Genomic DNA, 22,153 nt, shown 5'->3' with positions numbered 1-22,153 from the left:
TTTTGGTGCATTCACAACATATATCACGACAATCGCTCAGCCAATCTTATCAACAGCTCGAGATCCGATGAATCAAGGCTCTTGGATATTTCGCACAACTCCTGATGAAGTATCGGCTCGTCATTTTTCGTGTCGAAAAATTCCTTTGGTGTGACGCCCAGATAATCACATATGTAGAGAAACTCCGTGAGAGACGGTAAAGATTTACCGGATGAAATGCTCTGTATATAACTTTTGCTGTGTCCCAGATCCAGGCTCATCTTGTATTCGGAAACTCCTTTTTTCAGACGAAGATTCGAAATCCGTTCCCTTATAAAACTATCGTTCATATCCGTATTGTGACCCCTTTATAGTGATTGATCCCATGTCCTATAGTATATACCTCTATTATACCGACCCATCATGTCCGATTTTTGTGAACCTTCATTGAATCCGGCGAATAGATATGATATCATAATGACTAGGTATGCTCATCTGTACATATCACGGATATGGCAGGAGGAAAGTCGGCGCAGCGCTTGTGGGACGCGCGGGATGGCCGGCGGGCAGACCGGAAATCATGTGTTATAGAAGGAAACGAAAATGGCATTTTTCAGAGATGTAAGAGAAGATATAAAGGCAGTACTTGAGAGGGACCCGGCGGCAAGATCCAGCATCGAGGTTCTTCTCTGTTATCCCGGCATATGGGCTCTCATATGGCATAAACCGGCGCATTGGCTGTATAAGCGTAATGCTAAAATGCTGGCAAGGATAATATCTCAGCTTTCGCGCTGGTTCACAGGAATAGAGATACATCCCGGCGCGGAGATCGGGCGCAGATGTTTTATCGACCACGGGATGGCTGTCATAATAGGGGAAACTACGGAGATCGGCGATGATGTTACTATTTACCAGGGAGTGACTTTGGGAGGTACGGGAAAGGACGTTGGGAAGCGTCATCCGACTATCGGCAGCAGAGTGGTCATCAGCAGTGGAGCCAAGGTGCTGGGGCCTTTCAAAGTGGGCGATGATGTGAAGATCGGCGCAGGTTCGGTGGTGCTGAAGGAAGTTCCTGACGGGTGTACCGTGGTGGGTATACCGGGGACTATAGTGAGACGGCACGGCAAGCCGACGAAGGATCTCGATCAGGTGGATATGCCGGATCCTGTAGCGGTGGAGCTGGAATGTCTCAGGCGTAGGGTCGTAGAGCTGGAGGAACTGTTCATCGAGAAGTTCGGTGAGGAAGCTCATGTGCGCTGCGATGATGATTGTCAGTATTCAAGCATCGTGAAGGAAATGCAGGAAGGTAAATTTGTGCCTATATATGATGAGGATTCTCAGGGAAAAGGCCGGCCGGACAGAGAGGAAGGCGCGGAAGCTGTGGATGTTACGAACGCAGATGACGCCATTGGGGCGGAAAGTATAGATGGAGAAAGCGGAGGAGAAAAATGAGGATATATAATACACTTACGAGGAAAAAAGAAGAATTCAAACCGATAGAAGAAGGGAAAGCCAGGATATACGTTTGCGGGCCGACTGTGTATAATTATTTCCACATCGGGAATGCCAGACCCTTCGTGGTTTTCGATACTCTCAGAAAATATCTGGAATACAGAGGTTATAAGGTGAAATTCGTCCAGAACTTCACTGACGTGGACGATAAGATAATAAACAAAGCCAGAGAGGAAGGAGTGACGGCTCCTGAGATAAGCGAAAAGTATATCGCTGAATATTTCAAGGACGCGGCGGCCCTCAACGTGAAGAAGGCCGACGTACATCCTAAGGTGTCGGAGCATATCCCGGAGATAATAGATTTCGTCAGCACACTCATCGACAGAGGATATGCCTACGAGGTCAATGGAGACGTGTATTTTTCCACGAGGAAATTCAAGGGCTATGGCAAGCTCTCCAAGCAGAACATAGAGGATCTGGAGGCTGGAGCCAGGATAGCTGTGGGAGAGATAAAAGAGGATCCGCTCGATTTCGCCCTCTGGAAGGCTCAGAAGGAAGAAGACGAGATAGCATGGGACTGCCCGTGGGGAAAGGGAAGACCCGGCTGGCACATCGAGTGCTCCGCTATGGCCAAGAAGCATCTGGGCGACACGATAGATATCCATGCCGGAGGCCAGGATCTTCAGTTCCCGCACCATGAGAACGAGATAGCTCAGTCGGAATGCTGCAATGGAGTACCGTTTGCCAACTACTGGATGCATAATGGCTATATCACCATAGACAATGAGAAGATGTCCAAATCCAAAGGAAATTTCTTTACGGTAAGAGATATCCTCGAGGATTATAGCGGTGAAGTCATAAGATTCTTCCTGCTGTCGGGCCACTACAGGAATCCGATCAACTTCAGCGATGCGTTGATGGAGCAGGCGAAAGCCGGACTTGCCAGGATGGAAAATGCCAAGGAAAATCTGAAGCATCTCATAGCCAACAGCGGCGGAGAGATGACGGACGATGAAAAAGCGGCGCTGGACGGATATGATAAATACAGAGAGGAATTCATCGCGGCCATGGACGACGACCTCAATACGGCAGACGCCATCTCAGCCATATTCGAGCTGGTGACGGCCATAAACACCGCGGTGAAAGACGGAGCCAGCAGGGAATTCGCCCAGAAGAGCCTGGATACGCTGATGGAGCTGGCTACGGTAGTGGGCCTTCTCCAGCAGGACGCTGACGATGAGATAGATGATGAGATACAGAAGCTTGTCGATGAGAGGCAGGAGGCAAGAAAAGCCAGGAATTTTGCGCGAGCCGATGAGATAAGAGATATGCTGAAGGAGAGAGGTATCACACTGAAGGATACTCCGCAGGGTGTCCAGATAATCAAGGAGTAAGATGCCGGTAATGGAAAATCCAAAGGACATCAATACCACCGTGCTGGCATACATGGGTGACGCCGTGTATGAACAGGCGGTGAGGGAACACATAATAAGAAAGCGACCTTATGATGCCAATTGGCTTCATCGTACGGCGACAGCTTTTGTAAAAGCTCAGGCTCAGGCGGAGATAATAAAGACCATGTTCGACGGACTGTCGGAGGAGGAGCAGAGGCTGGTGAAACGAGCCAGAAACAAGAAATTCACTACCAAGGCCAGGAACGCCGACCCGGTGACTTACAAATGGGCGACGGCTTTCGAAGCTCTTGTAGGGTACCTGTATCTGGCAGGTGAAACGGAAAGGCTGGGGCAGGTTATAGAAGAAGCTATAGCTATCGTTGAAGGAGGAAATGATGAGCAGAGCGGATAAACTGTTTGTGGATATGTGCCGGGACATCCTGGATAACGGCTTTTCCAGCGAGGGACAGGTGGTCAGAGCCAGATGGGAGGACGGGATCCCTGCCCACACCATAAAGCAGTTCGGGATAGTCAACAGATACGATTTGCAGGAGGAATTCCCTGCGCTGACGCTGCGGCCTACGGCTATCAAGTCGGCCGTGGATGAAATGCTGTGGATATGGCAGAGAAAATCCAACAACATAAAGGATCTCAGCAGCCACATATGGGATCAGTGGGCCGACGAGAACGGATCCATAGGCAAGGCTTACGGATATCAGCTGGGAGTCAAATACAGGTTTCCTCATGGAGAGATGGATCAGGTGGACAATGTGCTGTGGCAGCTGAAAAACACGCCTTATTCCAGAAGGATAATGACCAACATATATAATTTCAACGATCTGATGGAAATGGGGCTGGAGCCGTGCGCCTACAGTATGACCTTCAATGTGACGGGTGACAGGCTCAACGCCATACTGAACCAGCGCTCTCAGGATATACTGGCGGCCAATAACTGGAATGTGGTCCAGTATTCGGTGCTGGTACACATGCTGGCTCAGGTGTCCGGACTGAAGCCGGGGCAGCTGGTACACGTCATCGCCGACGCCCATATATACGACAGGCACGTGGAGATAATCAGGGAGATGATATCGAGACCGCAGTATCCGGCGCCAAAGTTCAGCCTGAATCCTGAGGTGAAGGATTTCTACGACTTCACGGTGGACGATATAAAGGTGGAGGATTACCAGAAGAACCCTCAGATAAAGAACATACCTGTAGCCATATAGAAGGGAAGGAGAAGATATGAACGCGATAGTTGTAGTGGATAAAAACTGGGCCATAGGAAAGGACGGCAGCCTGCTGGTACATCTGCCGGGAGACCTTAAATACTACAGGCAGAAGACTCTGGGGAAGGTCATCGTAGTCGGACGGAAGACACTGGAATCGTTTCCGGGAGGGAAGCCGCTCCCGGACAGAACTAATATAGTCCTTACGTCAGATCCCGCGTATGGAGCCAACGGCTGTATCATATGCCATTCTAAGGACGAGGTTATGGAAATCATAGCGGGATACGATCCTGAAGATGTTTTCATAGCGGGAGGTTCTCAGATATATGAGCAGTTCATGGAAGACTGCGATGGTTTCTACGTGACTAAGATATACGATGAGTTTGAAGCTGACAGATACTTTCCTGATCTGGAGGCTGCCGGATATAAGGTCATCTGGGAAAGTGAGATGCAGCAGGAAAAAGGTATAGCTTACAGATTTTTAAAGTATAGCAGATAGGACGGGCAGGCGAAGAAACGTGTGTCCGGCAGGGTACGATGTCAGAGGTAATAATAGGAAGGAACGCCGTGCTTGAGGCGTTGAAAAGCGGCAGAGAAATTGAGAAGATAACCCTGGCGAAAGGAGCCGAAGGTTCTGTGAAGCAGATAGCGGCCAGAGCCAGGGAAAAGCGCATCCCAATATATTACAGCGAAAAGAAACGAATGGACAAGACCGCCTCGGGCGGGGCGCATCAAGGAGTCATCGCGGTAGTTTCGGATCACAGATACTGCACTGTGGATGATATCCTTGACAGAGCCAGAGAACGGGGAGAGGATCCTTTTATCGTAGTTCTGGACGGACTGGAGGATCCTCACAATCTGGGCGCTATAATGCGTACGGCGGAATGTGCCGGAGTCCATGGTATCGTTATCCCGAAACGTCGTTCGGTATCGGTCACAGAGACAGTAGCCAAGACATCGGCAGGAGCGTCGGAATACATGCTTTGCGCCAGGGTCACCAATATCGCGGCAGAGCTGGAGAAGCTCAAGGAAAGAGGCATATGGACGGCTGCCTGCGACATGGGGGTAGACATGTATTACGACAGAGATCTGACAGGGCCGCTGGCTGTAGTCATAGGTGGCGAAGGTACGGGTATAAGCAGGCTGGTGAAGGAAAAGTGCGACTTTACGGTTTCCATACCGATGAAGGGCCGCATAAGCTCTCTGAACGCATCCAACGCGGCAGCGGTGCTGATATACGAAGTTGTGAGACAGAGGAATATATATGAAAAACAGCGATAACGGAAATAGCCTCCATTCCGACGATCGGTTGGCGGTGATGGCACAGCAGGGTGACCTGGATGCCGAAGAGACCCTGATGAGAAAGTATAAGGAGACCGTCAGAAAGAAATCCAAGATGTACTATATGGCAGGGGCAGATGAGGACGATATAGTGCAGGAGGGAATGATAGGGTTGCTGAAAGCCATCAGGCAGTTCGACGCAGCCAAGGAGGTACCTTTCGGCACCTTTGCCAGCCTTTGCATAACGAGGCAGATAATAAGCGCCATAAGGATGGCGGGAAGAGACAAGCATAAGGCTCTCAACACATCCGTTTCCCTCAATAACCCGGTGATAGACGAGAACGAAGACGTGACCATCGCAGACACCATCAGGACCAATATGACAGAGAACCCCGAGGAGCTGCTCGTCTTCAAGGACATCGCTGAATATATCCTTCATAATGGGAACAATGTATTCAGCGATTTTGAGATGCAAGTGATAAATGAACTGATCAAGACCGGTGATTACGGAAAGGTGTCGGAGAAGCTGGGAAGGAGCGTCAAATCCATAGATAACGCCATGCAGAGAGCACGGAAGAAGATCGTCAACTATCTGTGGCAGTGAAGATGGTCGTAGGGAGGGATCAAATTGTATGATTTGACTACAGTAGAGGAATTGTTGAACGCTAAAGAGGGAGAACAGATACAGTTCAAAGAAGCCAAAAATCGGTTCGATTCCAATGAAGCTGCCAGGTGTTGCTGTGCTCTGGCCAATTGTGGCGGAGGGAAATTGGTGTTCGGCATTTCCGATAAACGTCCACGAAGGGTCGTAGGGAGTGAAGCCTTTGGTCAGCCGGAACGTACGCGTAAGGGGTTGATGGATAAGCTGAAGGTAAGCGTTGATTTTCAGCTCTACGATTGTGATGGAAAGCGCGTTCTTGTATTTGATGTTGCAAGCCGTCCCCTTGGCTTACCTGTTCAGCTTGATGGGATTGCCTGGTGGTATGAAGGGGACAGTCTGATACCCATGCCGGAGGAGATCCGCCGCAGAGTCTACGAGGAATCAGGTTTCGATTTTTCAGGCAGCATCTGTGCCGATGCAAAGCTGGATGATTTGGACGAAGAGGCCATCGAGGACTTCCGAAGCAGATGGATGGAAAAGAGTGGGAATAAGAGACTCATCAGTTTGTCGGCGGAGCAACTTCTCTGTGATTGTGAAGCGGTAACTGACGAGGGAGTGACTTATGCGGCCCTGATTCTTTTTGGAAAAAAAGAGGCTCTGAGAAAACATTTGCCTCAGGCGGAAGTTATATTTGAATATCGTTCGTCGGAAGCTTCAGGTCCGGCAAGCCAAAGGGAAGAATTGAGAACAGGTTTCTTTTCCTACTACGATAGATTGTGGGAACTCATCAATCTTCGCAACGATAATCAGCATTACCAGGAAGGGTTTTTCATATATGATATCCCGACCTTCAATGAGCGGGTAGTGAGGGAAGCTGTATTGAACGCCGTAAGCCACAGGAATTATCAAATGGGCGGCAGTGTGTTCGTGCGTCAGTACCAGGATCGTCTTACGGTGGAGAGTCCGGGCGGCTTCCCCAATGGGATATCGCTCAGCAATATTCTGGACAGGCAGATGCCGAGAAACCGGCGTATTGCGGAGATACTGGCCCTCTGCGGGTTGGTGGAACGCTCCGGGCAGGGGATGAATCTGATGTATGAACTGAGTGTCAAGGAAGCCAAGTCACTTCCTGATTTCAGCGGTACCGATGACAGTTTTGTGAGCATTACGTTAAACGGATTGGTATTGGACACGAAAATGCTTTCCGTTATCAATAAAATAGGCAATGAAAAATTGGAGATACTTTCGACCAGTGACTTTTTAACAATCGACGCGTTATATCATGAAAAACCTCTGACAGAGAATATGAGGACGAGGTTGAAGCGTTTGGTAGAGCTTGGAATAGTGGAGCACGCCGGTCGGAACAGATACGTTCTTGCACGGGGTCTCTATACGGCGGCGGGGAAGGCGGGAGTCCATACGAGGATGGTCGGATTGGACCGTGATACGAATAAGGAATTGCTGATGAAGCATATCCGTATGAACGGTGATAAGGGCACGCCATTTAAAGAGCTGCAGCAGGTACTGCCCGGACACAGTCGAAATCAGATACAATTGCTGATTCGCGAACTTCGTAAGGAAGGGCGAGTTTATTGTGTCGGAAAGACAAAGGCTGCGAGATGGTTTGCCTCTGATTAATTGCGTCAAACAGCAATTATTTGCTGATTAATTGCGTCAAACAGCAATTATTTGCTGATTAATTGCGTCAAACAGCAATTATTTGCTGATTAATTGCGTCCCAATGTTTTTTGATATTTCTGTAATTTGTGCCAAAATAACAAAAAATAACCGGAAAACTGTTGACAATGAACCAAAGCAGTATTATTATTAGAGCCAATAAAAGAATATATCAAAGGCGATGATGAAGAGAAGTAGTCTGGGCGGCCGCCCGCAGTGAGTCGGGGATAGTGGAAACCCGGTGGAAGGACTCAGGTGAATAACACTTCGGAGCTGTGAACCGAAATCGTCGGATACAGGCGCAGGAGCGCGGAAGAGAATTCGAAAGAAAGTAGGGGAGACGGGATCGGCCCGTTACAGCCGATACAACTGTTGGGTTGGAAAGGTGGGGCTTCTTCGTAAGCTCAACATAGGTGGCACCGCGGATATGTGGCTATTCGTCCTATATTTAGAGGAGAATAGCCACTTTTATATTTTACGCGGATCCTGCCAAAGGCAGGAGGAAAGGAGTGCTGCCATGTGTTCGATAATGGGGTATGAAGGAAAAGACACCTGTTTCGAGAAATTTATGGAAGGATTTGAGAGGAGCGTTCCAAGGGGGCCGGATATGTCCCGTGTTATCGAGACGGACGGAGGAATACTGGGATTCCACAGGCTGGCCATCATGGATCCTGGAGAGGCAGGGATGCAGCCCTTCGAGAGAGATGGAGACTATGTGGTATGCAATGGAGAGCTGTACGGATTCAGACAGGTCAAAGAGAACCTTGAAGAAGAAGGGTACATGTTCGAATCTGACAGCGATTGTGAGATCATATTACCGCTGTACAGAAAGTATGGTGTGGATATGTTCACGAAGTTAGATGCTGAGTTCGCTATGGTGATCTACGACAGCAGGAGGGGCTCCTTCGTCGCGGCGAGAGATCCCATCGGAATAAGGCCCCTCTTTTACGGCCGATCCGAGATGGGAGGGATGTTCTTCGCCAGTGAAGCCGGAAACCTGGTGGGACTGACCGATAAGATAATGCCGTTCCCGCCGGGGCATTATTACAAGGACGGGGAATTCCACAGATATACAGACGTTACAGCTGTCAGCCGGTACTGCGAAGACGATATAGACATCATATGCGAAAACATCAGGGAAAAGCTGATAGCCGGGGTTGCCAAGAGACTGGATTCCGATGCCCCGCTTGGCTTCCTTCTGAGCGGGGGTCTGGACAGTTCGCTTGTTTGCGCCATAGCACAGAAATTGATGCCTGAAAAACCTATAAGGACCTTTGCTATAGGAATGGAGGCGGATGCTATTGATTTGAAATACGCCGCGGAGGTAGCAGAATATATAGGAAGCCAGCACACCGAGATAATAATAGATACGGATATGGTCCTCAGTTCCCTCAGGGAGGTCATAGGGGCAATGGGGACATTCGATATAACCACCATAAGGGCGGGAATGGGAATGTATCTCGTCTGTAAGGCTATCAGAGAAACCACCGACGTGAAGGTATTGCTGACCGGCGAGATATCCGACGAACTGTTCGGGTACAAATACACCGACTTCGCACCGTCGCCGGAGGCTTTTCAGCAGGAATCGGTAAAGAGGATAAGCGAGATATACATGTACGACGTGCTGAGAGCCGACAGGTGCATAAGCGACAACTCTATCGAAGCCAGGGTGCCGTTCGGAGACCTGGATTTCGTCAGATATGTGATGGCCATAGACCCGGCGAAGAAGATAAACATATACGGGAAGGGCAAGTATCTGCTCAGAAAGGCCTTCGAAGGCGACTATCTGCCACACCACATACTGTACAGGGAAAAGGCAGCCTTCAGCGACGCCGTCGGACATTCGCTGGCAGACGATATAAAGAAATACGCTGAAAAACGCTATAGTGACGAGGCGTTCGCGAAGAAAAGAAAGAAGTACGCGTATCATTGCATCCCGTTTACTAAGGAATCACTGCTGTATCGGGAGTTGTTCGAGGAGCAGTATCCCGGTCAGGCAGAGATGATAAAGGATTTCTGGATGCCAAACAGGCAGTGGGAAGGATGCGACGTGGATGATCCGAGTGCAAGAGCACTGTCTAACTATGGCGAAAGTGGTATATGAGAAGGGAGGAAATGGGATAATGGACAGGATATCGGAAATTTTTGGAGAAAAAGTGTTCAGCGATGTGGTCATGAAGGAGCGGTTGCCGGAGAAGGCGTACGAAGCCCTTCACAGACATATCGAAGAAGGTACTGAGCTTGATGGAACGACGGCGGATGTAATAGCCACAGCTATGAAAAACTGGGCCATGGAAAAGGGGGCTACCCACTTCACTCATTGGTTCCAGCCAATGACAGGAGTGACGGCGGAAAAGCATGACAGCTTCATGTTCCCTGACAAGAATGGAGCTATAATGACCAATTTCTCCGGAAAAGAGCTGATAAAGGGAGAGCCGGATGCCTCCAGTTTCCCGTCAGGAGGTATAAGAGCTACCTTTGAGGCGAGAGGATATACGGCCTGGGATCCAAGCTCGTACGTTTTCATAAAGGGCAACACCATGTGCATACCGACGGTTTTCTGCTCGTACGATGGGGAAGCTCTTGACAAGAAGACGCCGCTGCTCCTTTCCATGGAGGCCCTCGACAGGCAGGCTGTGAGACTGATGAGGATCTTCGGGGAAGAAGTCTCGAGAGTCACTACAACTGTAGGGCCGGAGCAGGAATACTTCCTGATACCTGCGGAGCTTTACAAAAAGCGAAAGGATCTGAGGTACTGCGGAAGGACGCTGGTGGGGGCAAAGCCGCCTAAAACTCAGGAGCTGGATGATCACTATTTCGGAGTCATCAAGACCAAGGTGGCCGAATATATGGCTGACCTTGACAATGAGCTGTGGCAGCTGGGAATTCCGGCCAGTACCGAGCACAATGAGGTGGCGCCTTCCCAACATGAGCTGGCTCCTATATTCAGCACTGCCAACATCGCTTTGGACTACAACCAGCTTACTATGGAGATGATGAAGCGCGTGGCGGAGAGACACGGGTTGAGATGCCTGCTTCACGAAAAACCTTTCGCCGGCATAAACGGCAGTGGCAAGCACATCAACTGGTCCATCGCCACCGAGGATGGCGAGAACCTGCTGAAGCCGGGAAAAGATCCTGTTTCCAACACCAGGTTCCTGCTGTTGCTGAGTGCAGTTATAAAAGCCGTGGACGATTATCAGGATCTGCTGAGGATATCTGTCTCCGGAGCCAGCAATGACCACAGATTGGGTGGCAACGAAGCGCCGCCGGCCATAATCTCCGTATTTCTGGGAGATGACCTGCTTGAGGTCATGGAGGCCGTGGAAGAAGGAAAGACGTCGGTGCCTGAGCGAGAAAGGAGAATGGGTCTGAAAGCGGCTGTCCTGCCGGACATAAAGAAGGATACGACTGACAGGAACAGGACATCGCCTTTTGCCTTTACGGGAAGCAGATTCGAATTCAGGATGGCCGGTTCGAGAACGGCCGTATCCTGTCCGGCATACATGCTCAACACTATGGTGGCCGAGTCTCTGAGACAGTTCGCAGATGCGCTCGAGGGGACGGAAGATGTGGAAAAGGCTGCAAGAGAGCTTGTGCGCGAAACTTACTCTGCCCATAAGCGTATCGTCTTTAACGGAGATAACTACTCCGCCGAATGGGTGAGGGAGGCGGAATCGAGAGGTTTGTTGAATCTGAAAACTACTGTCGATGCCCTGCCGTACTTCACCGCTGAAAAGAATGTGGAGCTGTTTGAAAAGCATAAGGTGCTCACGAGGCTGGAGCTGGAAGCCAGACAGAGTATACTTTATGAGGAATATTACAAGAACGTCAACATAGAGGCCTTGACACTTCTGGATATGGTGAACAGGGATATCGTGCCTGCCGTGGCTGCCTATATCAGAGAGCTGGCCGAGACAGCCGCTGTCAAGAAGGACTTGATAGGAGCGGACGCCGTGTGCAGAACCGAAAAGAAGATGATATCAGCGTTGTCAGGACTTTTGGATGAGCTGCATGACAAGAGCAGCGATTTGGAGTGGACCCTCGAGGAGTTCGATCCTGATTCCGACGTCAGAGATGCGGCAGAGTTCTTTTGCAGGAAGGTACTGCCGATAATGGACGAGATAAGAGAAGTCGTGGACGAGCTTGAAAAGAGGGTGGATGCCGTGCGCTGGCCGATGCCTGTATACGGAGACCTGCTGTTTTCCGGAGGTGGACAATGAAGCCGAGAGAGGAATGCGGAGTCTTCGGAGTAATGACGCCGAAGGTGGCGGACGTGGCAGGTATGAGCTATTACGGGCTATATGCCCTCCAGCATCGTGGGCAGGAAAGCTGTGGCATAGTGGTCAACGACGACGGAGTCTTTTCCTCCCACAAGGATCTGGGGCTGGTGAGCGACGTGTTTTCAAAGGATGTGCTGGCAAAGCTCCCTCAGGGGAAGATGGCTGTGGGACACGTGCGCTACGGGACCACCGGGGCCAGCAACCGCAATAACTGCCAGCCGATAGAGGTGAATCACCAGAAGGGCAGGATGGCCCTGGCTCACAACGGCAACCTCAGCAACGCAGGAAAGCTGCGGGATGAACTGGAACTTTCGGGAGCCATCTTTCACTCTACCAGCGATACGGAGACCATAGCCTACATCATAACAAGAGAGAGACTCAGGACATCGTCCATAGAGGAGGCGGTGAAATCGGCTGTAAAATATCTGGAGGGGGCTTACTCTCTGGTGCTGATGTCGCCTCGAAAGCTCATATGTGTCAGAGACCCTCATGGATTTCGTCCGCTGTGCTACGGGAAGACGGAGGACGGAGCGTATGTGATAGCCTCTGAAAGCTGTGGCCTCAGTGCTGTAGGGGCAAGATTCATACGGGATGTAGAGCCGGGAGAGTTGATAGTATTCAGCGAAGATGGAGTCATCTCGGATATGACAGGAGATGTCACGGAAAGGAGAAGGTGCATCTTCGAATACATATATTTTGCAAGACCTGATTCCGTTCTGGATGGTGTGTCGGTACACAGAGCCAGAGTTAAGGCGGGTGGTGCTCATAGACGGTTCTATCGTCAGGGGAAACACCAGCAGGCGCATTGTCAGGATACTGAGAGAGGCAGGGGCAAGGGAGATACATATGAGGATATCGGCGCCGCCTTTCCTCTTCCCATGCTATTACGGAACCGATATAGACTCGAAGGAAAATCTTATAGCAAATTCCCACACCGTCAGCGAAACTGCCGGGTTGATAGGAGCCGATTCGCTGGGATATCTGCCGGTGGAGGAGCTGGGGAAGCTTATAGGCAGCGGAGATTATTGCAGCGCATGCTTTGATGGGAAATATCCGACGAAGATACCTGACGATACGCGAAAGGACAGGTTTGAGAGAAAGCTTTCAGAGTTGTAACGAAGAAATGGTAAAACTGTGAAACGTAGAAATAAGAAAGGCGAAAGGGCAAAGAGCCTCAGAAGTTACACTTCGGACCTTTGTTACAGCTCTGAGGAAGTCCATACCGGCTCTGCTTATGCCACTCATTATCCTGGGCGGTATCTACCCGGGACTTTTTACGCCGACGGAGGCTGCAGACGTGGCCAGCGCATAAAGACCGGGGTCTTCGCAGCTTATGGCCGTGTATTTAAAATGCAGACGTCGTAACTTTGCGGCGGGATTCCTGCGAAAAATCATCATAAAGCCTTGTGATTTTGTTGACATGGTCTCTAAAATATAGTACCATAATGAATATTGGTGTGCTGCTGTAGCTCAGTCGGTAGAGCACTTCATTGGTAATGAAGAGGTTCGGCAGTTCAAGTCTGCTCAGCAGCTCCATTATATTAAAAAACATCTGGATATCGCTTTGCGATATTGATGCCTGTTACTTATTTTAACCTTAGGAGGAATTAAAATGGCAAAACAGAAATTTGAAAGAACCAAGCCGCATATCAATATCGGAACGATCGGTCACGTAGACCACGGAAAGACAACGCTGACAGCGGCGATCACGACGGTGCTGCACCAGAGATACGGACTGGGAGCGGACGTAGCGTTCGACCAGATCGACAAGGCGCCGGAAGAGAAGGAAAGAGGAATCACGATAGCGACAGCGCACGTAGAATATGAGACGCCGAACAGACACTATGCGCACGTAGACTGCCCGGGACACGCGGACTATGTAAAGAACATGATCACGGGAGCAGCGCAGATGGACGGAGCGATCCTGGTAGTAGCGGCGACAGACGGACCGATGCCGCAGACGAGAGAGCACATCCTGCTTTCGAGACAGGTAGGAGTACCGTACATCATAGTATTCCTGAACAAGTGCGACATGGTAGACGATGAGGAGCTGCTTGACCTGGTAGAGATGGAAGTAAGAGAGCTGCTTGACGAGTACGAATTCCCGGGAGACGACACACCGATAGTAAGAGGATCGGCGCTGATGGCACTGGAAGATCCTGCGGGAGAGTGGGGAGACAAGATAGTAGAGCTGATGGAAGAGGTAGACAACTACATTCCGGAGCCGAAGAGAGACAACGACAAGCCGTTCTTGATGCCGGTAGAGGACGTATTCTCGATAACAGGAAGAGGAACAGTAGCGACAGGAAGAGTAGAGAGAGGAAGCCTGACGGTAGGAAGCGAAGTAGAGATAGTAGGACTTACGGAGGAGAAGAGGAAGGTAGTAGTAACCGGAATCGAGATGTTCAGAAAGCTTCTTGACCAGGCGGAGACAGGAGACAACATCGGAGCGCTGCTGAGAGGAGTGCAGAGAGATGAGATAGAGAGAGGACAGGTACTGTCGGCACCTGGAACGATCCATCCGCACACGAAGTTCAAGGGAGAGGTATACGTGCTGAAGAAGGAAGAGGGCGGAAGACACACGCCGTTCTTCAACGGATACAGACCGCAGTTCTATTTCAGAACGACGGACGTAACGGGAGATCTGCAGTTGCCGGAAGGAACAGAGATGTGCATGCCGGGAGACAACGTAACGATGACGATAGAGCTGATCACACCGATAGCGATAGAAGAAGGACTGAGATTCGCGATAAGAGAAGGCGGAAGAACGGTAGGATCCGGAGTAGTAACTGAGATCATCGAGTAATCGAGCCGATCCATAAATCAAACTAAAGATAAGACGACCTGTGGGGAAGACCTGCAGGTCGTTTTTGTTGTGCGCCTGGCGGCGCACGTTTCTAACGGGTGAAAGTCCCGAATCCGCCCGGTAGTGGGAAGGATATAGCCGAAGGCAAGGGTGTTGCAGGTGACTGCAAATCTGAAGGAAGCCGGGTGTGGGGAAGCTACTAACCCACGGGCAAATCTCCGGTCTGACGAACAGAAATCGCATATTAGGCTATGCATGAGGGTAAGTCTGCAACACACGATGAAGCCCGATAGCTACACGGAATCATGCATGGTAAATGCGGCAGATAGATGGAGAGAAAGAAACGTGTGGTACCCAGGGAGGTCTGTGTGAGACGCCCTGAAAAGGGTAACCGCTATCGTAAGGTGGCGCTGAGCACACAGAAGTCAGCAGAGGTCATAGTAACTGAGAAGCGAAGGACCGAATCAATAGGAGTCTTAAGTACAACCTGGAAAGGAGGAATGAGCAAATGAGTGCAGAAAACGAGAAAGAAAGCTGCTCACAGAGAGATAGCGCGGAACGTAAAGGGTATGTGAGAGCGCACCGTTCATTTAACCGGATATGGAAGGAAAGAGACAGTGCAGAGCCGGACATCTTAGGTAAGATACTGGAAAGAGATAACATGAACAGAGCTTACAAAAGAGTGAAGGCAAACAAGGGAGCGCCGGGGATAGATGGAATGACCATTGAAGCGGCACTGCCATGGCTTAGGGAACATAAAGACGAGTTGATAGGAAGAATCAAAAGAGGGAAATATACCCCCTCACCCGTAAGACGAGTCGAAATTCCAAAGCCGGATGGAGGAATACGAAAGCTTGGTATTCCTACCGTCATCGACCGAATCATCCAGCAGGCAATAGCACAGAAGCTGATGCTAATCTACGAGCCAATGTTCTCGGACGGAAGCTACGGCTACAGGCCGGGACGGAACGCAAAAGATGCAATAGAGCGAGTAAGGGAATACGCCGAGGAGGGATATCGCTATGCGGTGAGTCTCGACTTGAGTAGGTATTTTGACACACTGAACCATGAGATATTACTGAACAGGCTGCGTAAGGAAGTCAAAGATGAGAGGGTCATCCAAATCATCAAGAGATATCTTAAAAGTGGAGTGATGGAAAATGGAGTGGTCATGGACACGGAAGAAGGCTCTCCGCAAGGAGGGAACCTGTCCCCGCTGCTTGCTAACATCTATCTGGACGAATTCGACAAGGAATTCGAAAGGAGAGGTGTACCGTGTGTGCGGTACGCTGACGATATCGTACTACTTGCAAAGAGCGAGAGAGCGGCTAAACGGCTATTGGAAACAAGCACTTCATACTTGGAAAACAAGCTGAAGCTGACTGTCAACAGAAAGAAGAGCAAAGTGGCCAGTGTGTATGCGATTCGAAATTTTAAGTTCCTCGGCTTCGCATTGGGAAGGAACGGAAATGGTACATTCATTCGAGTTCATCCGAAGTCGTGGAAGAAGATGAAAGCCAAACTGAAAAGCCTGTCTTCCCGCAGACATGTTCAGAGCGTAATACCGGCACTGTGCAAAATCAGAGAGTATATGCGAGGATGGCTTAACTACTACGGAATCGCAGCGATGAAGCAAGCAATCGAAGAACTGAATGGATGGCTATACCACAGAATACGCATGTGTATATGGAAGATGTGGAAAAAGCCGAGGTCGAAGATGAAGTATCTGATGAAGCTTGGGATACCGAAGCATTATGCCTTCATGGCGGCTAACAGCCGCAGAGGGCATTGGTTTACATCGGCAACCAGCACAGTAAACAGAGCCTTATCAAAAGAAATACTGGTACGCAAAGGCTTTTATGATTTAGCCGATGCATACCAGCAGATGCACGTCAACTATTGAAACCGCCGTATACGAGAACCGTACGTACGGTGGTGTGAGAGGACGGCGGTTAGTCACCGCCTCCTACTCGATCGCCCGCCATGGGCGGGCTCTAACGGGTGAAAGTCCCGAGTGCGCGTAGGCAACGACGAAGCACATAGCTGAACAGCAAGGGTGTTCACCGTGAGGTGAAATCTGAAGGAAGCTGTAGGCAAACCTCTGACCTGACGGACAGAAACCACATATAAGGCTGGGAAATACGGATAAGACGGCAAGAAACATCGAAGTCCAAAAGTTGCTGGAAGTACCAGTAAATGTGGCAGGTATATGGAGGGAAAGAGTCCGCACCTTAAGCGGGGAGGTCTCACAGGCGGTCTCATTAGCCGTAGTAACAACGAACTGTGAGAAGTCAGCAGAGGTCGTAGTAGTGAAGAAGTTCCTGTAATGGGGATGGAGCGAAGGACCGAACAATCAATCAGTTGAAGTACGTTCCACTTCGTAGCCGGAGCAAACGCCTGTCGATGACATCAAAGGCGGCAAAGGCAAAAGGGGCAGAAAGGAAACAACGCATGGACACAAGAAGTCTCATGGAGCAGATAGTGAGCAATGATAACCTCAATGCAGCATATCTGCAAATCGTCAGAAACAAAGGAGCGGCAGGCGTAGACGGGATGACCGTTGAAGAGCTTGGCGCATATCTTGCGGAAAACGGCGAAAACATCAGGAAGCAGGTGCGGACAAGGAAGTACAAACCGCAGCCAGTTAGACGGGTGGAGATACCAAAACCAGATGGAGGGACAAGAAACCTTGGAATACCAACGGTAGTTGACCGGTTTGTACAACAGGCAGTAACACAAGTACTCACGCCAATCTTCGAGGAGCAGTTTCACGAGCATAGTTATGGATTCAGACCGAATCGGTGTGCGCAACAGGCAGTGCTGAAAGCATTAGAGATGATGAACGATGGGCATAGCTGGATAGTGGATATCGACCTTGCAAAGTTCTTCGACACGGTAAACCATGACAAGTTGATGACGATTTTCGGACGGACAATAAAGGACGGAGACGTTATCTCAGTGGTAAGGAAATTTCTGGCCAGTGGAGTGATGATCGATGACGAGTATAAAGATACAGTTGTCGGCACACCACAGGGAGGGAATATATCGCCGCTGTTGGCAAATGTCATGCTGAACGAGTTGGATAAAGAGCTTGAGGCAAGAGGGTTGGATTTCGTGCGCTATGCGGACGATCTGATTATCATGGTAGGAAGTAAGCAGGCGGCGGAGAGGGTAATGAAAAGTGCTACCCGATTTATTGAGGAAAAGCTGGGATTGAAAGTAAATGCTGAAAAGAGCAAGGTGGACAAGCCCAAAGGAATCAAGTATCTCGGATTTGGATTTTACTATGACCCATTAGCCAAAGGATATAAAGCCAGACCGCATCCGAAAGCAGTAGCGAAATTCAAAGCACAGATGAAGAAGCTGACATGCAGGAGCTGGGGAGTGAGCAACAGTTACAAAGTGCAGAAACTGAACCAGCTTATCCGAGGATGGATAAACTACTTTAAAATCGGGAGCATGAAGGGATTATGTGAACGTTTGGACAGAAACATACGCTACCGCCTGCGGATGTGTATTTGGAAGCATTGGAAAACACCGCAGAATAGGGCAAAGAACCTGATGAAGCTGGACGTACCCCGCTGGGCGGCATACAAAATTGCCTACAGTGGAGGCCGTTATGCGAGGCTTGCGCATAACGGCTGGGTACATAAAGCGATAAGCAATGAAAGACTAACCACATTTGGGCTAGTCTCCATGAGTAATTACTACGCCGAAAGGCGTGTCATATGTTAAGTTGGTTGAACCGCCGCTTGCGGAACCGCATGAGCGGTGGTGTGAGAGGTCGGAAATTCCCCAATCAGAGGAATTTCCTCCTACTCGATTGTATCAGAAGGGCGCTGTTGAAGATGTGACGAGAAACTTTTATATACATTTCACTTTTTTTGCGTAATGTAGGTAAAAATTTCAACGTTTACGGGCTCTCATCCCTGTGACGAGTCCATTAAAGCCGAAAAAAGACTGCCCCAGCCCTTTACAAAAATAGTCCAGTATCTTCAAACCCATTGGATTTTGTAGACATTTGCCAGAAAATCGGATTTGTAGATATTTGTCTGAAGATCGAAAACGCATGCAGAAGTAAAATGTGCGGTTCCCACGGCACCACAAAAATTCCATAAAATACCAAATGCACATCTGCCCCTCACAAATGCTGTATATAATTTAATATAGTTAAAAGGCGGCCTTCCATGCTATAATACCATAGTAGAAAAAGGGAAAGGCTATAGAAGGTGCATATTAAATGAAAGATATCTATATTTCAGAATTGAGGACGAATCAGGAATTTGTGTCGTATTTCATTGTCAAGACCGTCGCCGTTAAGGTTGGTTCCAATAAAAAAGCATATCTCGATCTGCTGCTGGCTGACAAGACGGGAGAGATATCCGCTAAAAAGTGGGACATAGCTGATGAGGAGCTGCCGGGACTCCAAAAGATAAAGGAAGGCAGCGTCATCAAAGTGAAGGCGCTGGTGACAGAGTGGAATGGCATGAAGCAGCTGCGGGTAAGTCGCATCAGGCAGACTTCGGCCGAGGATAATATCGTGATGATGGATTATATCAAAGCGGCACCTGAGGATGCTGAGGAGATGTACGGCTATATAAGAGGAAAAGCAGAGGCTTTTTGTGATATCGACTTGAGGAACATCTGTCTGAAACTGCTGGATGACAACAGAGAAAAGCTGATGTATTATCCGGCAGCGCAGAAGAATCATCACGCTGAGATGGCGGGACTGCTCTATCACGTCAAGAGAATGCTGATGATGGCTGAGCGGGCCTGCGAGGTGTACACTAATCTCAACAGGGAGCTGGTCATGGCCGGCGTGATACTTCACGACATGGAGAAGATAAACGAGATAGAATCCAATGAATTGGGGATATCTACAGGGTATTCTTTCGAAGGAAAAATGCTGGGACATTTGATACAGGGAGTCAAGACTATAGACAGGCTGGCCTCTCAGTTCGGAGTATCTAAGGAGAAGGCCGTAATGCTGGAACATATGATACTGTCTCACCACTATGAGCCGGAGTTCGGGAGCCCTAAGAAGCCGCTTTTCCCGGAGGCGGAGATGCTCCATTACTTGGATATGATAGATGCCAAGATGTTCGACATGCAAGAGGCCGTGGAGAAAACAGAGCCCGGGCATTTCAGCGACAGAGTGTGGACTCTCGACAACAGAACGATCTACAGGGTCACCGAATGATGTTAGTGGGAAGATGGCATGCTGGAAGAAAAACAAGGGTCTATAGTTGAGATAATTTTTCATAACAGTGAAAATGGGTATACCGTAGCCATTTTTGAAACAGAGACGGAGGCTTTTACAGCAGTCGGGAACTTGCCGGGAGCAGCGGTAGGAAGAAATTATGTAGTACGGGGCGAATTCATTATCCATCCTACATATGGGGAGCAATTTTCCATAAAGGAATTTGAAGAGACCTTGCCGTCAACCAAGGACGGGATAAGGGAATTTCTCTCGTCGGGAGCGATGAAGGGGATAGGACGCAAGACGGCGGCAGCGATCGTTTCTCATTTCGGGACTGATACCTTGAGGGTGATAGAGGAGGAGCCGGAGAGACTGACGGAGATCCCGGGGATAGGGAAAAAGACAGCTGACAAAATAGTTGAGTCTTTTGCCAGCCACCGGGAATTCGCCAATATAGTCCTCTATTTACAGCAATATGGCATAGGCGCCGGATATGCCATGAAGCTCTATCAGGTGTATGAGGGGGATACGATAAAAGCTGTCGAGGAGAACCCTTACAGGCTGGTGGAGGACGTTTTTGGCATCGGATTCAGGAAAGCTGATAAGATCGCGGCAAAGATGGGCGTGGCTCCTGATGACGAATTCAGGATAAAGAGCGGGGTAAAATTCACCCTTTCATATTTTGCCGGGGAAGGCAATACCTTCCTGCCGCGGGGGATGCTGTGCGAAAAGACAGGACAGCTGCTGGAGCTGCCTACGGAGGTCATAGATGATGAGCTTACATCCATGGCTTTCGAGGGAGAGATACATATAGAGAACCTGGAAAACAGGAACGTGGTGTTCCTGGAGGCTTACTACATGGCGGAACAGAACGTCTGCAAGTGCCTGGCGTCCATCAACAGCGCGCGGCTGAAGCCCATATCGGGAAGTGTGGAAAGCCTCATAAGCCGGACCGAAGCGGCTACAGGGATATACCTGTCGGAAAACCAGAAGCACGCCGTTACTACCTCCCTCAACATGGGGGTGTCGGTCATCACCGGCGGTCCGGGTACGGGAAAGACGACCATCATCAACACCATCATCAACATCCTCGAGGAAAGCGGGCTGAAGACGGCCATCGCGGCGCCGACGGGACGGGCGGCCAAGCGGATAACGGAGACATCGGGCCACTACGCTTCCACGATACACAGGTTGTTGGAATACTATTTCTCCGAGAGCGAGAATATGATGAGGTTTGGCAAAACAAAGGAAGATCCGCTGGACTATGATGCTGTCATCGTCGATGAAGCGTCCATGATAGACTTGATGCTGATGAACGGCCTCGTCAGCGCAATACGGCCCGGAACGAGGCTTATTATAGTAGGCGACGCGGACCAGCTTCCGTCGGTAGGAGCGGGAAACGTGCTGAGAGATATCATCGACAGCGAGTTCATATACTGCACCAAGCTGACGGAGATATTCAGGCAGGCCAAGGAAAGCATGATAGTGGTCAATGCTCACAGGATAAACAGCGGAGAGTATCCCGACTGTAACGCCAAGGGGAAGGATTTCTTCCTGCTTCGGCGGAACGGTGAGAAGGAAATGCTGGAGACCATCAAGGAGCTGTGTCTCACCAGATTGCCGGGATATTACGAAGGCGTGTCGCCGACAGCTGATATCCAGATACTGACCCCGGTCAGGAAAGGACTTCTGGGAAGCATGAACCTCAACAGGGAGCTGCAGCAGGTGATGAACCCGCCTGCCGACGACCTGGAGGAAAAACAGATAGGCGACAGGCTGTTCCGCGAAGGGGACAAGGTGATGCAGATCAGGAACAACTACCAGATGACATGGAAAAACGTGGAGGATTTTACGGAGGGAGAAGGAGTATTCAACGGAGACGTAGGATTCATAAGGAAGATAGACAAGGAGTTCAATGAAATGACGGTGGTGTACGACGAGACCAGATATGCCACGTATCATTTCAATCAATTGGACGAGCTGGAGCTGGCCTATGCCATCACGGTCCATAAAAGTCAGGGAAGCGAATTCCCGATAGTGGTGATGCCCGTCAGCTGGTTCCCGCCTATGCTGGCCACCAGGAATCTGCTTTATACAGGTGTCACCAGGGGCAAAAAAGCTGTCGTGCTGGTAGGCTCGGAAAACAAGCTCAACGCCATGGTGGACAACGACAGGATAAGGGAAAGATATTCGGGCCTGGGAGCCAGATTGAAGAAGATGTTGAGTCTGGAAAGCGATATGGGAAGGATATGAG

At 49.8% G+C, this 22,153-nt stretch carries 16 protein-coding genes, 1 tRNA gene, 2 pseudogenes and 1 other annotated feature; of the genes and pseudogenes, 18 read left to right on the top strand and 1 reads right to left on the bottom strand.

All coding sequences use genetic code 11. From position 1 onward, the window contains the following. Window positions 1–23: 23 nt before the first annotated feature. Window positions 24–329, bottom strand: a complete 306-nt coding sequence (locus ACQY69_RS06515; RefSeq protein ID WP_428259568.1) for a helix-turn-helix domain-containing protein — start codon at window positions 327–329, stop codon at window positions 24–26. A gap of 253 nt (window positions 330–582) precedes the next feature. On the opposite strand from ACQY69_RS06515, the pseudogene cysE reads away from it, so the two are divergent. The 18 genes and pseudogenes from cysE to recD2 form a co-directional block, all read left to right on the top strand. After that, window positions 583–1,212, top strand: a pseudogene (gene cysE, locus ACQY69_RS06510) (serine O-acetyltransferase); the annotation flags it as partial. A 215-nt stretch (window positions 1,213–1,427) separates the two neighbouring features. After that, window positions 1,428–2,825 carry a cysteine--tRNA ligase gene (cysS, locus tag ACQY69_RS06505; RefSeq protein ID WP_428259566.1) on the top strand — a complete coding sequence of 466 codons (1,398 nt, stop codon included), beginning with the start codon at window positions 1,428–1,430 and terminating at the stop codon, window positions 2,823–2,825. Window positions 2,826–2,835: 10 nt separating this feature from the next. Continuing rightward, complete coding sequence (locus ACQY69_RS06500) at window positions 2,836–3,237, top strand: Mini-ribonuclease 3 (RefSeq protein WP_428259565.1); 402 nt, start codon at window positions 2,836–2,838, stop codon at window positions 3,235–3,237. Then, complete coding sequence (gene thyA, locus ACQY69_RS06495) at window positions 3,221–4,051, top strand: thymidylate synthase (protein WP_428259563.1); 831 nt, start codon at window positions 3,221–3,223, stop codon at window positions 4,049–4,051. Before ACQY69_RS06500 ends, thyA begins: the two co-directional genes overlap by 17 nt. A 16-nt stretch (window positions 4,052–4,067) precedes the next feature. Continuing rightward, window positions 4,068–4,550 (top strand): dihydrofolate reductase, encoded by a 483-nt coding sequence (locus ACQY69_RS06490; RefSeq protein ID WP_428259561.1) that lies wholly within the window; start codon window positions 4,068–4,070, stop codon window positions 4,548–4,550. Between the two features lie 38 nt (window positions 4,551–4,588). Continuing rightward, a complete protein-coding gene (gene rlmB / locus ACQY69_RS06485; RefSeq protein WP_428259559.1) occupies window positions 4,589–5,332 on the top strand; it encodes a 23S rRNA (guanosine(2251)-2'-O)-methyltransferase RlmB in 744 nt (247 codons plus the stop codon). Next, window positions 5,316–5,936 (top strand): sigma-70 family RNA polymerase sigma factor, encoded by a 621-nt coding sequence (locus ACQY69_RS06480; RefSeq protein WP_428259557.1) that lies wholly within the window; start codon window positions 5,316–5,318, stop codon window positions 5,934–5,936. Before rlmB ends, ACQY69_RS06480 begins: the two co-directional genes overlap by 17 nt. Window positions 5,937–5,960: 24 nt before the next feature. Then, a complete protein-coding gene (locus ACQY69_RS06475) occupies window positions 5,961–7,571 on the top strand; it encodes an ATP-binding protein (protein ID WP_428259555.1) in 1,611 nt (536 codons plus the stop codon). A gap of 211 nt (window positions 7,572–7,782) precedes the next feature. Then, window positions 7,783–8,058 (top strand) — a binding site (T-box leader). Window positions 8,059–8,127: 69 nt separating this feature from the next. Further along, window positions 8,128–9,714, top strand: coding sequence for an asparagine synthase B (gene asnB / locus ACQY69_RS06470; RefSeq protein ID WP_428259553.1), 1,587 nt, complete (start codon window positions 8,128–8,130; stop codon window positions 9,712–9,714). A gap of 19 nt (window positions 9,715–9,733) precedes the next feature. Next, complete coding sequence (locus ACQY69_RS06465; RefSeq protein WP_428261027.1) at window positions 9,734–11,833, top strand: glutamine synthetase III; 2,100 nt, start codon at window positions 9,734–9,736, stop codon at window positions 11,831–11,833. Further along, a pseudogene (locus ACQY69_RS06460) lies at window positions 11,830–13,009 on the top strand (amidophosphoribosyltransferase). The gene ACQY69_RS06465 and the pseudogene ACQY69_RS06460 overlap by 4 nt, the downstream one beginning before the upstream one ends. Before the next feature lie 31 nt (window positions 13,010–13,040). Continuing rightward, window positions 13,041–13,205 carry a TRAP transporter large permease subunit gene (locus ACQY69_RS06455; protein ID WP_428261026.1) on the top strand — a complete coding sequence of 55 codons (165 nt, stop codon included), beginning with the start codon at window positions 13,041–13,043 and terminating at the stop codon, window positions 13,203–13,205. A 147-nt stretch (window positions 13,206–13,352) separates the two neighbouring features. Further along, window positions 13,353–13,429: transfer RNA gene (locus tag ACQY69_RS06450), tRNA-Thr, on the top strand. A gap of 76 nt (window positions 13,430–13,505) precedes the next feature. After that, window positions 13,506–14,699 (top strand): elongation factor Tu, encoded by a 1,194-nt coding sequence (tuf, locus tag ACQY69_RS06445; protein WP_428259551.1) that lies wholly within the window; start codon window positions 13,506–13,508, stop codon window positions 14,697–14,699. 508 nt (window positions 14,700–15,207) lie between these two features. After that, window positions 15,208–16,602: a group II intron reverse transcriptase/maturase gene (gene ltrA / locus ACQY69_RS06440; protein WP_428257586.1), complete on the top strand. Its 1,395-nt coding sequence runs from the start codon at window positions 15,208–15,210 to the stop codon at window positions 16,600–16,602. A gap of 548 nt (window positions 16,603–17,150) precedes the next feature. Next, window positions 17,151–18,434 (top strand): group II intron reverse transcriptase/maturase, encoded by a 1,284-nt coding sequence (gene ltrA, locus ACQY69_RS06435; protein WP_428259549.1) that lies wholly within the window; start codon window positions 17,151–17,153, stop codon window positions 18,432–18,434. Window positions 18,435–18,939: 505 nt separating this feature from the next. Then, on the top strand, window positions 18,940–19,899 hold the full coding sequence (locus tag ACQY69_RS06430; RefSeq protein WP_428259547.1) for a 3'-5' exoribonuclease YhaM family protein: 960 nt from the start codon (window positions 18,940–18,942) through the stop codon (window positions 19,897–19,899). 18 nt (window positions 19,900–19,917) lie between these two features. Continuing rightward, a complete protein-coding gene (gene recD2, locus ACQY69_RS06425; protein WP_428259545.1) occupies window positions 19,918–22,152 on the top strand; it encodes an SF1B family DNA helicase RecD2 in 2,235 nt (744 codons plus the stop codon). The last annotated feature ends 1 nt before the right edge of the window (window position 22,153 follow it).

It is taken from the genome of Gallibacter sp. Marseille-QA0791 (assembly GCF_965119705.1).
GTDB classification, from domain to species: domain Bacteria; phylum Bacillota; class Clostridia; order Peptostreptococcales; family Anaerovoracaceae; genus Lentihominibacter; species Lentihominibacter excrementipullorum.
The sequence above is the reverse complement of the archived record's forward strand: the minus strand, read 5'-3'. Positions and strand labels throughout refer to the sequence as shown.

Coding starts and splice junctions, on each gene's coding strand:
- ACQY69_RS06515 (WP_428259568.1), bottom strand. CDS start 329: ATGAACGATAGTTTTATAAGGGAACGGATTTCGAATCTTCGTCTGAAA.
- cysS (WP_428259566.1), top strand. CDS start 1,428: ATGAGGATATATAATACACTTACGAGGAAAAAAGAAGAATTCAAACCG.
- ACQY69_RS06500 (WP_428259565.1), top strand. CDS start 2,836: ATGGAAAATCCAAAGGACATCAATACCACCGTGCTGGCATACATGGGT.
- thyA (WP_428259563.1), top strand. CDS start 3,221: ATGAGCAGAGCGGATAAACTGTTTGTGGATATGTGCCGGGACATCCTG.
- ACQY69_RS06490 (WP_428259561.1), top strand. CDS start 4,068: ATGAACGCGATAGTTGTAGTGGATAAAAACTGGGCCATAGGAAAGGAC.
- rlmB (WP_428259559.1), top strand. CDS start 4,589: ATGTCAGAGGTAATAATAGGAAGGAACGCCGTGCTTGAGGCGTTGAAA.
- ACQY69_RS06480 (WP_428259557.1), top strand. CDS start 5,316: ATGAAAAACAGCGATAACGGAAATAGCCTCCATTCCGACGATCGGTTG.
- asnB (WP_428259553.1), top strand. CDS start 8,128: ATGTGTTCGATAATGGGGTATGAAGGAAAAGACACCTGTTTCGAGAAA.
- ACQY69_RS06465 (WP_428261027.1), top strand. CDS start 9,734: ATGGACAGGATATCGGAAATTTTTGGAGAAAAAGTGTTCAGCGATGTG.
- tuf (WP_428259551.1), top strand. CDS start 13,506: ATGGCAAAACAGAAATTTGAAAGAACCAAGCCGCATATCAATATCGGA.
- ltrA (WP_428257586.1), top strand. CDS start 15,208: ATGAGTGCAGAAAACGAGAAAGAAAGCTGCTCACAGAGAGATAGCGCG.
- ltrA (WP_428259549.1), top strand. CDS start 17,151: ATGGACACAAGAAGTCTCATGGAGCAGATAGTGAGCAATGATAACCTC.
- ACQY69_RS06430 (WP_428259547.1), top strand. CDS start 18,940: ATGAAAGATATCTATATTTCAGAATTGAGGACGAATCAGGAATTTGTG.
- recD2 (WP_428259545.1), top strand. CDS start 19,918: ATGCTGGAAGAAAAACAAGGGTCTATAGTTGAGATAATTTTTCATAAC.